Source organism: Candidatus Binatia bacterium, from assembly GCA_029243485.1.
Classification (GTDB): Bacteria; Desulfobacterota; Binatia; order UBA12015; family UBA12015; genus VGTG01.
This window is the reverse complement of the sequence record JAQWRY010000075.1, coordinates 207,409-219,726: the sequence shown is the minus strand read 5'-3', so window position 1 is coordinate 219,726 and position 12,318 is coordinate 207,409. Positions and strand designations below refer to the sequence as shown.

Sequence of the window (12,318 nt, the reverse complement as noted above, 5' to 3'; positions counted from 1 at the left end):
GGTGCAGCGACGGAATTGTTCATGATTCGCTCTCTGGGCCCGAGACCTCCTCGAGCGTTATGTCGTCGTTCGTATAGATGCAGATGTCGGCGGCGATCCTGAGTGCAGCTTCGGCAATTGCCTTGGCGTCGAGATCGCTGTGGACGAGTAGGGCGCGAGCCGCGGCCAGTGCGAAAGGGCCACCCGATCCGATGGCGATCGTGGAGGCGCCGTCCGGGAGTGGGTCGGGTTCGATCACGTCTCCGGTGCCGGAGACGACGAGCGTGTGCTCGTGGTCGGCGGCGAGGAGCATGGCTTCGAGCCGGCGAAGGGCCCGATCGGAACGCCAGTCCTTCGCAAGCTCGACAGCGGCGCGCCGCAGCTGTCCCCGGTGTTCTTCGAGCTTCTGCTCGAAGCGTTCGAACAAGGTGAACGCGTCCGCTGAGGCTCCCGCGAAGCCGACCACAACCTGGTCTCGGTGGAGACGGCGTACCTTGCGTGCGCTGTGCTTCATGACGGTCGATCCCACGCTCACCTGCCCATCGCCGGCAAGGCAGGTGCGTCCGTCCTTGCGGACGGCAAGGATCGTAGTCGCGCGGATCGTCGGGAACTCGGAGGAGTTGCTCACGATCCATCTGTAGGCATCGTTCTGGGACTTGTCGATGCCGTCCTGTCGCTGCGCTCAGCCCCGGGGGTGGAAGCGGCGGTGCGTGTTGCGCAGATGCGAAAGGCTCACGTGGGTGTACTTCTGTGTCGTGGTGAGGCTCGTATGCCCAAGGAGATCCTGAATCGATCGGAGGTCGGCACCGCTATCGAGCAGGTGGGTCGCACAGCTGTGACGGAGCGCATGGGGGTTCATCGGCGGCAGGCCGGCTTTCTCCATCGCGGCGCTGACGATGCGTCCGACGCTCCGAACTGCGAGTCGGGTGCCCCGTTGGTTGCGGAAGATCGGGCGTGCGGCGCCACGGTCGTTGCCGGTAGTCGTCTGCACGGACCGTAAGCGCTCGAGGGCCTGTTTGGCGGGGCGGCTCATCGGGACCATCCGGTCGCGGTTGCCCTTGCCGGACCGGACGTGGACGCGCTGTTCGTCGAGGGCGACATCCTTCCAGTCGAGTCCGACGGTTTCGCTCGCGCGCAGGCCGCTGCCGTAGAGCAGCTCCAGCATCGCGAGGTCGCGAGCGGCGGCTTCGTCCTGGACCTCTTCATCGGTGAACACGTTCTCGAGGTCGGTCTCGGAGAGGTAGCGGGGCAGGGTGCGGGGGAACTTCGGCACGCCGATTCCCGAAGCGGGGTTATTCTGGGCAAGGCCGACGCGCCGGAGGTAGGAGAAGAAGCTCCGGAGGACGCTCACGGAGCGTCCCAGCGAACGCCGGCCGACGTTCTCGCTGCGGGTGGCGAGAAAGCGGCGGAGGTCGTCGGTCGAGACGGCCGTCCAGTCGACCCGGCCGGTGCGGTCGTCGCCCAGGAGTGTCGCCTGGAGCCTTTCGAGCTCGCGGCCGTAGGCACGCAGAGTGTGCGCCGACGAGTTGCGCTGAATTTCGAGCTCGCGCAGAAAGCTCGCTACGAAGTCCTCTTGCGTTTTGCCCGCGCGCTCCACGCCTTGCCCCCTCCGGCGGTCCTGGTCGGACCGTCCGCCCAACTGTCGCCGGGCCCCTTTCTGTGATACCCGAACCCTCATGTTCTGGCCAATCGTGCGGCCCGTACGACCTGGCCGGATCCGGGGGGCGGGGAGGCGTCCGTCCACGGCGCGACTGGGTTTTTCGGTGATCGCCCTGGCGCTCTGCCTCGCCTCGCTCGGTTGCACGTCCAATGACCCGGCGCGCGCGGGGGCCGAGCGCTTCATCGACCGATACTACGTCGAGATCGATCTGCCGGCGGCCCGAGAACACGCGGTCGACTTCGCGGTCGTGAAGCTCGAACGGGAGATGGAACTGCTCGAGGGAATCGAAGCGCCCGAATCCGCCGGCAAGCCGCAGGTGAACTATAGCTTCCTCGAGGAGCGGGTCGGATCGGACGCGGACCACCGCGGGTTCCTTTACGAGCTGACGATCACCTTCGGCGGCGGCGGGCAGGTGATACGCCGGGCACTCGTCTCGGTCCAGAACGACGGTGGCACGTGGCGCGTCGCGAACTTCCAGGAGTTGGATTGACGGTGCGGGGCGCGCGTACCTGGTGGGCCCTCGGGGGAGCGTTGGTGCTCCTCGTGGCGCTCGCTTTCGGGTTGGTAGCGTGGCGGGCCCACCGGAGTCTCTCAGATCGCCCCGACGAAGTGCTTGCCGCACTCTCGGAGGCGATCGGTCTGCCCGTGGAGGCCGATGGCGTACGGGTCACTTGGTGGCCGCCGGGGCTCGTCGTTCACGGGATTCGCGTTCCGGATGAGTCGCCGCTCGGCCCGGGGAGCCTCGTGCATGCGGATGAGGCGCGGCTCGTCGTTCGCGCTTGGCCGCTTCTCTACGGCACCGTGGTGGTGAAGCGCGTCGAAGTAGCGTCTCCCGTGGTTCGTCTCGTGCGTGGAGTCGACGGGACCTGGAACTTTGCCGGACGCCCGGCGGCGGCGCTCGACGCCGGCGCTGACGAGCCGGTCTTCGAGAACGCACCCGGGGCAACCGCGCAGCTTCGCGTCGTGCTGCCACTCGAGCACGCTCGCTTCGACCACGCCGACCTCGTGATCACCCACGGTCGCTTGAGCGTCCGAGATCGGGCCATGCCGGGCGTGCCCGAGTTCGAGATCAGTTCGATGGATGCGCGGCTCCGGCGTACTGCTGAGACGTCGACACTCGAGTTCGAGGGCGGAGCCCTCGGCGGCCCGACGGGCAACCTGCGCGGCACGCTCGAATTCCCGCGGGGCGGCCGGGATGTGGCCTTCGAGCTGACCGCGGCCGACGTACCCGCGAGTCGTCTACCGGAGGTGATGCAGCTCGCGCGTGGCGGGATCCCCTTCGGCGCGGTGCTCGAGGGTGTCGTCTCGGCGGAGGTCTCGTGCCAGTTCCCCCAGCAGTGGCCGCCCGGGCACGCCGCGATCCGGGTCTTGGTCGATGCGCGAGACGCGTCTGCGTCGATGGCCGGTGGCTACGTCACAAAGAGCGCGGGGACGCCTCTGGCGATGGCTCTCGACTTGCGGGCCGAGCCGGACCTGCTGCGGGTGCGGCGTGCCATGTTCGAGAGCGGTGACGCACGCGTCGAGGTTTCGGCGGCGCCGGTGGACGAGCTCGAGCCCGGGCAGCAGCCTGCGCTCCGCGTTGCGAGCGAGAACCTCACCGGCGCTCTGCTCGCCGACTGGATCCCACTCCTCGGTGCGATCGCGCCCGCGGGCGAGCTGTCGCTGCAAGGAACGGTCGTGCCCGGCGATTCCGAGACGATGGCACACGTCCAGTTGTCGGGAACGGATCTCGGTATTCGCATCGGGCGCGAACCCGCGGAACTCGGCGGCGCGGCCCTCGAGTTCGACATGGGGCCCGAAGGACGCTTTACGGCCGGCGTTTCCGTTCAAGACCTTCGCTCGGAGGACCTGTTCGCACACCGTCTCACGGCCGCGCTCGAGGGCGGGGGCGACGAACCCATCAGCGTTCGGATCGACGGGGCGCGTGGCGGGCGCGCGGGCGCCGAACTCGAGCAGCTCACCGTCGAATGTGAGATCACGGATGAGCGTGCCGAGGTGCGACGTTTACAGGTCGCCGGGCTCGGCGGAACGTTGCACGCACGCGGCGAAATCGCGAGGGACGAAGGCGACGTCCTCACGATGCGATTTGATCCGCAGTGGGACGGGGTCGACTTCGCCGGACTCCTCCGGCTCTTCGGCGTCGAGGTAGATATTCACGGGCTGTTTACCGGGAAGGCGGCCCTCGCCGCACGGCGCGGTGCGGAGGAGTCGATCCTCGAAACTCTGACCGGAGTTTTCGACGCGAGGCTCGACGACGGGTCCGTTCCTGATCTGAATCTGGCGCGAGCGACTGTGAACAATCTCGGGGCGATTCCCGGGTTGCGGCAGGCCATCGAGGACCGGGCCGAAGAGAAGGTCCCGGGGCTTCTCGCGCGGACGAGTCGAATCGACTCGCTCGCGATCAACGGTACGTTTGCGGATGGCGTCGTGTCCGTCTCGAACGTGGAGCTCGCCGCGCCGGACTACTCGATCGATGCGCAGGGCCAGGTCGCCTTCGATGGCGCCGTCGATCTCGATGGTGATCTCGTCTTGGGTGCCGAGGCGACGGATGCGCTGGTGTCGGTTTCGGGAATCCTGTCGGTGTTGTCGCCGGATGGGGAGCCGATCCGCATTCCGGTGTCGATCGAGGGTACGTATCCGGACCTGGTCAGCGCGCCGTCACCGGCCTTCGTGACGAAGTCCGTCGAGAATGAAGCAACCGGGGGTGCCGCCGGCTTCCTTCGTCGGCTTCTCGGTGGGGGCTGGAAGGACGAGGCCGCAGCCGAGAAATGAACCTGTACCCGCCCGGCTGGACGGAGTTGCCCGCCGCGGGCTTGTGGGCGCGCCCGTTTCGAACACCTCGAGCCGACGCGGCGTTCTGGAAGCACCTCTACGAGTCGTTCGAGCACGTGGCGCTCATTCGAACGGCCGCGAATGACGGCGACGAAGCGATCCTCGTCATCATCGCCCCGGCCGACTTCGTTCTCGAGGCGCAGGCGATTCTCGACGACGTTCTCGCGTACGGCTCTCCGGCGGTTGGTCCGGCCGAGTTGCCGGCAGCGTGTCGCGAGGATTGGTTCCTCGCGGAATGGGCGAAGCCCTAGTCGTTCGTGTCGGTGTCGTCGGCGGGGTCTTCTTCGTCGGGTCGCGCGGGGACCCGTGAGAAGACGTAGGCGACGATGATGCTCACCCCGTACAGGACTATGAGCGGCGCCGCGAGCAGCATCTGCGAGGCGACGTCGGGGCCCGGGGTGAGGACGGCGGCTAGAATGACGATCCCGATGATGGCGTAGCGCCATGGCTTGATCAGCGAGTTGTGATCGATCATCCCGATGCGCGCGAGGAAGAACGCGAGGACCGGGAGTTCGAACGTGATTCCGAACGCTAGAAGGAGCCTGGAGCTGAAGGAGAGATACTCGCTGATCCGCAATGTCGGTTCGATGCCGATCGTCGCGTACTGTTCCAGGAAGAATCGGTATCCGACCTGGAACACGAGGAGGTAGCAAAACGCGGCCCCGGCCACGAAGAAGAACGTCCCGAAGAGGACGAACGGGATGACGTAGTACTTCTCCTGGTCGTGCAGTCCAGGAGCGATGAAGCCCCAAAGCTGGAACAGGATCGCGGGGGACGCGAGGAAGATCCCTGCGATGAACGCGACCTTGAGTTTGGTGAAGAACGCTTCCGCCACCCCGGTGCCGATCAGCATGACGTGCTTGCCGTCGCCGGCGAGTTGAATCGGGCGCGTGAGGATCTCGAAGAGAGTGTCGGAGAACGCGTACGACGCGCCGAAGCCGATCATCACGAACGCGAAGATCTTCATGATGCGCCACCGAAGCTCTTCGAGGTGGTCCGTCAGTGGCATCTCGGCTTCGGGCATCTCGGTTCTCGGTCAGTGCGGGACGGGCGTAGCCGCTCAGGACTCCGACTGGGAGCCGCCGGAGGCGTCGGGTGCGTCTGCGGCTGCCGGGTTCGTCGTGGGCTGTTTGCCTGGCGTGGCGACCTTCATCGGTTCGGCCGGGGGTGTCGTTGCGTCCTCGGGGGCTGCAACGGTCTGGGCGGTCTGGGCGGTCTCGGCGGCCGGGGCCGGGTCGGCGGGCTTGGCGAGCCGCTGCTCGCGCTCGTGGTCGCGCGCCAGGCGCTGATGTTGACGCGCCTCCTTCTCGATCAGGTCGCGCGCTCCCTGAAGCTCCTTGTTCACCTCGCCTGTGACTTTGCGGAACTCGGCGAGCCCCTTTCCGAGCGCGCGCGCCATCTCGGGGAGACGACGGGGACCGAGCACGACGAGGGCCACGACGAGGATGACCGCAACTTCAGGCATCCCAATGCCGAACATCGGTCAAACGCTACCCGATGCTCAGAGGGGATTCAATTTGGAATCAGGCCGGGGTCCGAGTCAGAGCTCCCAATAGGGGCGCAGGATGTCCTTGAGCGGCTCGAGCATGTCGGTGTCGGCGTCTTCGGTGACGGGCTCCGGTGCTTCTGGTGCGGTTGCCATCTCGATCAGCATGGCCTCTGCGGAGCTCCGGATGGCGTCGAGGTCGTAGCCGCCTTCGAGCACGGCGGCGACCTTCCCGCCGCAGACATCACGGGCGACGTCGAGGAGCCGACGCGTCATGCCGATTACTCCCTCTTCAGTGACCTGCATGCCGCCCAGCGGGTCGCGCCGATGGCAGTCGAATCCGGCCGACACGAGAAGGAAGTCCGGCTGGAACTGGCGTAGAACCGGCGAGAGGATCTGATCGAAGGCGAGGAGATAGCCCGTGTCTCCCACGCCGGCGGAGAAGGGGACGTTGACCGTGAAGCCCTTGCCGGCGTCACTGCCAAGGTCGTCCGCGGCGCCGGTGCCCGGATAGTACGGATACTGATGGAGCGAAGCGTAGAGTACGCTCGGGTCGTCGTAGAAGATCGCCTCGGTCCCGTTGCCGTGGTGCAGGTCGAAGTCGACGATGGCTACACGGTCGAAGCCGACGGCTCGGAGGTGTTTCGCCGCAACCGCGACGTTGTTGAAGAGGCAGAACCCCATCGATTGGCTCGCGGTGGCGTGGTGCCCGGGCGGTCGTACGAACGCGAAGGCGTTCCCGGTGGCTCCGTCCGCGACGGCGTCGACGACCTCGAGGAGGCCGCCCGCAGCGAGAAGCGCCACTTCATAGGAGCGCGCCGACGTCGCCGTGTCGGGATCGATTTGCGCGCGTTCAAGCCCCTCGGTCTCGCGGATGCGCTCGAAGAGCGACTCGGTGTGGGCCGTTTGGATCTCGTCGGGCGCCGCGAGGCGGGGCGTGATGCGTTCGAGCGATGGCCCGCTCCAGGAGCCGAGCAGATCCTCGAGGACGGCGATGCGGTCGGGGCGTTCCGGGTGTCCGCGGCCCGGGTCGTGTTCCTGAAACCGGCTGTCGATCAGCACGCTCGTCTTGTGGCTCACATTCGACCCCGGGGCGGAGCGTTGCCCCCGGTCGCGGCGCCGGCCGAGTCGTAGGACGGAGGCACGACCCATCGTCCGGTGTTCAGAGACCGGCCCCAGTCTTGTTGTGGCTCCTGTTGCGCAGGCTCGGTTGCCTGGGCCCAGCCGGGCAGGCTCTCGTCGCGTGGCGCCGAATCGCCCCATCGTCGTCGGTAGGGGTCGGAGGCGGGGCGTTCGCCCCACCGGCGGCGACCCGGATCGGCGTCGACTCGGTCGCCCCATTGTCGCGTGGCGTGCGTGTCTCGGGCGGCGGCGCGGCGACGGCGGAGGGCGGCCGCATTGCTGGTCATTCCTGTGTTGCCGTAGTGATCTTCCGGCGCGGCGAACTTCTGCTCCCGTTCGTCGCCGGTGGCCGCGTAGTCGGTGGCCGGGTCCGGCAGAGGGGGCGGTTCCGTACCGCGCCGATACGCCTCGATCATCGAGCCGGCCTGGCCGGGGCGGGCTCGCTCTCCCGACTTCTTGTCGACGTTCACCAGGACGATGTCGCGCGGGACCGGGAAGTCCTTCACAGGCACGCCTTCGAGCGCTTCCTCCATGAACGACTTCCAGATGGGCGCCGCCGAGCGGCCACCGGTTTCCTTCTTGCCGAGGGTTCGGTCGCTGTCGTACCCGACCCAGACGCCCGCGAGGAGCTCCGGGGTGTAGCCCATGAACCAGGCGTCGCGGAGATCGTTCGTCGTCCCGGTCTTTCCGGCGACGGCGCGTTCGAGACGGGCGCGTTTTCCCGTGCCGTTCTCGACCACGCTGCGCATGAGATTGACGGTGATGTACGCGGTCTCGGGGGAGATTTCGGGTGTTGTCTGCACGGGTGTCTGTTCGAGGAGTCGGCCGTCGCGGTCGGTGATGCTCGTGATGAATCGCGGTTCGACGCGCGAGCCGAGGTTCGCGAACACACCGTACGCCTCGACCATCTCCATCAGTGTGACTTCCGACGTGCCGAGCGCGATGGAGAGGTTTTTCGGGATCGGTCGGTTCAGGCCGAAGTGGGGTAGGTAGTCCAGCAGGTAGTTGAGGCCCATCGCCTTCGTCAGTTTCACCGTTACTACGTTTCGTGACTTGGTCAGCGCTTCGCGCAAGGTCGTAGGGCCGTGGAACCGTTTGGAGAAATTCTTCGGCGACCAGGTCTGTCCGGGGCCGATGTGGTAGCTAACCGGCGTGTCTTGGATGACCGTCGTCGGCGTGAAGCCGCGATCCATGGCGGCGGTGAAGATGAGCGGCTTGAAGGCGGAGCCCGGCTGCCGAAGCGCCTGCGTCGCCCGGTTGAACTCGCTCTTCTGGTAGTCGAGTCCACCGACCATCGCGACGATGTCCCCGGTCTCGGGAGCCATGGCGACGAGGGCGCCCTGCGTTCCGTTGTCGTGGGCGAGCGCGAGGAAGCGGTTTCCGTCCGACTCCTGGACCACCGCTTGTAGGAGGTCTCCCGGCACGGGTTCGTAGTTGCCCCGGGCGGCCCATTCGAAAGCCTTCGTGCCGATGTGCGAGCGGCCCCCCGCCCACAGCACGTGCACGCCCCCGACGGCGCGCCGAACGTTGCCGTCGCGTCCGGGCACGACCACCACTTCGAGCGTGGCCCCCGTCTCGGGCAGGTCTCCGGGTGGTGTGGGCTCCGCGGCGGCCTGCATGGGGCGCCACTGTTCTTGGGTGAGTGTCTTTCGCGGCCCGCGGAACCCCTGCCGTTCATCGATCTCGCGAATGCCCTCTTGCACGGCCCGCTCGGCCGCGAGCTGGGCTCGGGGGTCGAGGGTCGTGTGGACGTCGAGCCCGAGCTTGTACGCGGCGGTGCCGCCGTATCGCTTCACGAGGTATCGCCGTACGTGTTCGACGAAGTAGGGGGCTGGTCCCCGCACTTGCTCGCGTGTGCTCTCGATGAGCACGATTTCCTGCGCCTCGGCGTCGCGTGCCTCGTCGCGGGTGATGAAGCCACTCTTCACCATCTGGCGGAGCACGTACCGTTGGCGTGCGAGGGCCTGCTCCATGTGGCGGCGAGGCGAGTAGCGGCTCGGAGCCTGCGGCAGGCCGGCGAGCAGCGCGGCCTCGGCGAGGGAGATGTCGGAGACGTCTTTCCCGAAGTAGTCGCGCGAGGCCGCCTGGACCCCGTAGGAACCGCTCCCGAGGTAGATCTGGTTCAAATAAAGATAGAGGATCTCGTCCTTGGTCAGCTCGTGTTCGAGCTGCATCGCGAGGAAGACCTCTTTGAGCTTCCGCTCGTAGCTGCGCTCGGGCGAGAGGAGGAGCGCCTTCACGACCTGCTGTGTGATCGTGCTGCCGCCCTGGCGCGTGGCGCCGGCTCGATAGTTCTCGAAGGCAGCCCGCCCGATGCTGATGAAGTCGATTCCGGTGTGGTCGTAGAAGGTTGCGTCTTCGGCTGCGACGAACGCGAGTTGGACCACCCGCGGGATCTTGTGGATCGGCTCCAGGTACCGCTTTTCGACGAAGAACTCGGCCAGAACCGAGCCGTCGCCCGCGAACACCCGGGTCGTCACGGAGGGCTGGTAGTCGAGCAACTTCTCGACCGAGGGCAGGTTCTCCGTGAACTGGCTGTAGACAAGGAAGCCGCCGCCGCCGCCCAGACTGATCAGCAGAGCGGCGAACCCGAGCAGGAAGGGCGTGAAGGGTCGCCTGGGTCCCTTCTTGTTCTTCGAAGCCTTCCGCTTCGCCGCCTTCCGTCTCCTCGCCACCCCCAAAAAACCTACACGATTCGAGGGCATCCGGCGAACTGGGGCCCGCGTGCATCCCGGGGCGCCGTTGGACATGGCTCGGGCTGGTCGTGATACTGTCGCGCCATGGCAGGCCCTGTATCACCCAGAGATACCCCGTCCGCTTCGGCGGGCGACGGCGCTCGTGAAGGCACGGGCGGCTCGGGGCGTTCTTCGCACGGGGTTCGCCTTCTCGAGAAGGTCTCTGCGCTCATTGGGCAGTCCGAGGACCTACAGGAGACCCTCGACAGCGTGGTCCAGGTCGTCGCCGAGCGGATGCGAACCGAGGCGTGCTCGCTCTACCTCCTCGATGAGGACACCGAAAACCTGACCCTGTGGGCCACGACCGGTCTCGACCGCAGTGCGGTCGGTCGGGTTCGGATGCGCGTCACTGAGGGCCTGACGGGGCTCGTGATCGAGAGTATGGAGCCCGTCGGCGTCCCCGACGCCCCGGTGCATCCACGGTTCAAGTTCTTCCCGGAGACGCGCGAGGAGCGCTACCATTCCTTCCTGGGCGTTCCGGTGTTCGAGCGGAAAGCCCCGCTCGGTGTTCTGGTCGTCCAGACGCTGCGCCGGCGCCAGTTCATTGCCGAAGAACTGAGCCTGTTGCGCACGATCGCGGCGCAGCTGGCCGCGGTTCTCGTGCAGGCTCGCCTGCTCGAGAGCCTCAAGATGAAGGAGAAGGAGCAGGCGGATTTCCGCCGGCGGACGCTCGAGACGCTCCGTCGCCTTCAGGCCTTCGAGCGCCAGGCGAGCGCACACGGCGCTCAGCCCGCCGCCGATCGCGACCCCGGAGAGCGGCTGCGCGGGATCGCCGCCTCGCCGGGCTTCGGTATTGGCCGGGTGCACGTCCTTCGCCCGCCGGTCGACTTTGCCGAGATTGAAGACCGCCCGGTGGAGGACATCCCTGCGGAGATCCAGCGGTACGACGATGCGCTGGAACTCGCCGCCCGCGGCATCGACAAGCAGCGCGCCAAGATGGAGGAGGTCCTCCCGGAGGCCACCGGCAAGATCTTCGACGCGTATCTGATGATGCTGCGGGATGAGACCGTGTCCAGCCGCATCCGTTCGTTGATCGACGCAGGGGCCGTGGCCGAGTTCGCGGTCCGGCAGGTGGTGGAGGAGTACCTCAGCGCGTTCGACAACGTCGAGGATCCGTACCTTCAAGAGCGGGCGCTCGACATCAAGGACATCGGCCAGCGGCTCCTCCGAACCCTGCTCGGCCTCGACGTCGCACCGCCGTCCCCGGAGGATGGCAGCGTTCTCGTTGCGAGCGAGCTCACGCTGACGGATCTCTCGGAGATCGATCCCGCGCACCTGCGAGGCATCGCACTCGCTACGGGCGGCGCGACGTCGCACGCGACGATCTTGGCGAAGTCGTTCGAGATTCCGACCGTCGTCGGGATCGAGCATCTGCTCGAGCATGTCGCCGAGAGCGACGAGATGATCGTCGACGGAAACGCCGGTGTCGTCTACCGGGAGCCGGGCCCGGAGGTCGTTCGCGAGTACCGTCGCATGGAAGGCGACTACAAGGCTTTCAACGAGAAGCTCGAGGTCTTGCACGACCTGCCGGCGGAGACGACCGACGGGCGGCGCGTCGTGCTGCACGCCAACGTGGGCTTGGTCGGCGACGTCGTCCTGGCGGACCGGCACGGTGCGGAGGGCGTCGGGCTCTATCGCACCGAGTTTCCGTTCATCTCCTTCCGCGAGTTTCCGAGCGAGCACGAACAGCTCGAGATCTACCGCAAGGTCATCACGGGAATGGGCGGGAAGCCGGTGACGGTGCGGACGCTCGACATCGGGGCCGACAAATATCCGCAGTATCTGCACATTCCGCAGGAGGAGAATCCGTTCCTCGGCTGGCGATCCATTCGTGTCTCGCTCGAGATGCCCGAGTTTTTTGATCACCAGCTTCGCGCGATCCTCCAGGCCGCCACGGAGGGGCCGACGCGACTTCTTCTGCCGATGATCTCGTCGCTGGAAGAGCTCACGCAGGTGCAGGAGATGATCGCCGACACCGCGGAGGACCTCGAGGAGGAGGGGATCCCGCACGTGAAGGATCTTCCGCTCGGTGTCATGATCGAAGTGCCGTCTGCGGTGTATCTCTCGCCGCAGCTCGCGATGGCGTGCGACTTCATGTCCATCGGTACGAACGACCTGATCCAGTACATTCTGGCGGTCGATCGCAACAATCGGAAAGTCGCGCCGCTTTATCAGCCGTTGCACCCCGCGGTGCTCGGGGCGATCGCGCACTGCGTGGGCGCAGCCAAGAAGGCGGGCAAGCCGATCTCGATGTGCGGGGAGATGGCGTCCGACCCGATGTCGACGCTCGTACTCCTCGGGCTGGGTCTCGACGAACTCAGCATGGAGCCGTTCTTCATTCCGGTCATCAAGCAGTTGATCCGTAGTGTTCCTTACGAGTCTGCGAGGAAGCTAGCCGAGCATGCGCTTACGCTGAACACGGTGCGCGAGATCAAGAGCGCGGTCTTCGACTCGATGCGCGAGCACGGCGTCATCGAGTTGCTCGACATGTACCAGTAGCGGCT

General features: G+C 66.6%; 10 protein-coding genes. 4 read left to right on the top strand and 6 right to left on the bottom strand.

Annotated features, from left to right (window positions below; genetic code table 11):
* Nucleotides 1-19: 19 nt before the first annotated feature.
* On the bottom strand, nt 20-607 hold the full coding sequence (gene hslV / locus P8R42_22690; GenBank protein MDG2307405.1) for an ATP-dependent protease subunit HslV: 588 nt from the start codon (nt 605-607) through the stop codon (nt 20-22).
* Between the two features lie 54 nt (nt 608-661).
* Nucleotides 662-1,576, bottom strand: a complete 915-nt coding sequence (locus P8R42_22685) for a tyrosine recombinase XerC (protein MDG2307404.1) — start codon at nt 1,574-1,576, stop codon at nt 662-664.
* A gap of 166 nt (nt 1,577-1,742) precedes the next feature.
* Between P8R42_22685 and P8R42_22680 the strand changes: the two genes are divergently transcribed.
* Genes P8R42_22680 through P8R42_22670 form a run of 3 tightly spaced genes read left to right on the top strand, consistent with a single transcriptional unit; the run spans nt 1,743 to nt 4,722 of the window.
* Nucleotides 1,743-2,129, top strand: a complete 387-nt coding sequence (locus tag P8R42_22680) for a hypothetical protein (GenBank protein ID MDG2307403.1) — start codon at nt 1,743-1,745, stop codon at nt 2,127-2,129.
* Nucleotides 2,130-2,131: 2 nt separating this feature from the next.
* Nucleotides 2,132-4,411, top strand: coding sequence for an AsmA-like C-terminal region-containing protein (locus P8R42_22675; GenBank protein MDG2307402.1), 2,280 nt, complete (start codon nt 2,132-2,134; stop codon nt 4,409-4,411).
* Nucleotides 4,408-4,722: a hypothetical protein gene (locus tag P8R42_22670; protein MDG2307401.1), complete on the top strand. Its 315-nt coding sequence runs from the start codon at nt 4,408-4,410 to the stop codon at nt 4,720-4,722. Before P8R42_22675 ends, P8R42_22670 begins: the two co-directional genes overlap by 4 nt.
* On the opposite strand, the gene tatC is transcribed toward P8R42_22670, so the two are convergent.
* The 4 genes from tatC to P8R42_22650 all read right to left on the bottom strand — a co-directional run bounded on the left by tatC (nt 4,719) and on the right by P8R42_22650 (nt 9,754).
* Complete coding sequence (gene tatC, locus P8R42_22665) at nt 4,719-5,495, bottom strand: twin-arginine translocase subunit TatC (protein MDG2307400.1); 777 nt, start codon at nt 5,493-5,495, stop codon at nt 4,719-4,721. The two genes, P8R42_22670 and tatC, sit on opposite strands and share 4 nt — an antisense overlap.
* Nucleotides 5,496-5,531: 36 nt before the next feature.
* Nucleotides 5,532-5,936, bottom strand: a complete 405-nt coding sequence (locus tag P8R42_22660; GenBank protein ID MDG2307399.1) for a twin-arginine translocase TatA/TatE family subunit — start codon at nt 5,934-5,936, stop codon at nt 5,532-5,534.
* A 75-nt stretch (nt 5,937-6,011) separates the two neighbouring features.
* Nucleotides 6,012-7,037 (bottom strand): histone deacetylase, encoded by a 1,026-nt coding sequence (locus P8R42_22655; GenBank protein ID MDG2307398.1) that lies wholly within the window; start codon nt 7,035-7,037, stop codon nt 6,012-6,014.
* On the bottom strand, nt 7,034-9,754 hold the full coding sequence (locus P8R42_22650; protein ID MDG2307397.1) for a PBP1A family penicillin-binding protein: 2,721 nt from the start codon (nt 9,752-9,754) through the stop codon (nt 7,034-7,036). Before P8R42_22650 ends, P8R42_22655 begins: the two co-directional genes overlap by 4 nt.
* Before the next feature lie 105 nt (nt 9,755-9,859).
* On the opposite strand from P8R42_22650, the gene ptsP reads away from it, so the two are divergent.
* The gene (ptsP, locus tag P8R42_22645; GenBank protein ID MDG2307396.1) at nt 9,860-12,313 is read left to right on the top strand and encodes a phosphoenolpyruvate--protein phosphotransferase; all 2,454 of its coding nucleotides are present in this window, start codon (nt 9,860-9,862) and stop codon (nt 12,311-12,313) included.
* Nucleotides 12,314-12,318: the final 5 nt, after the last annotated feature.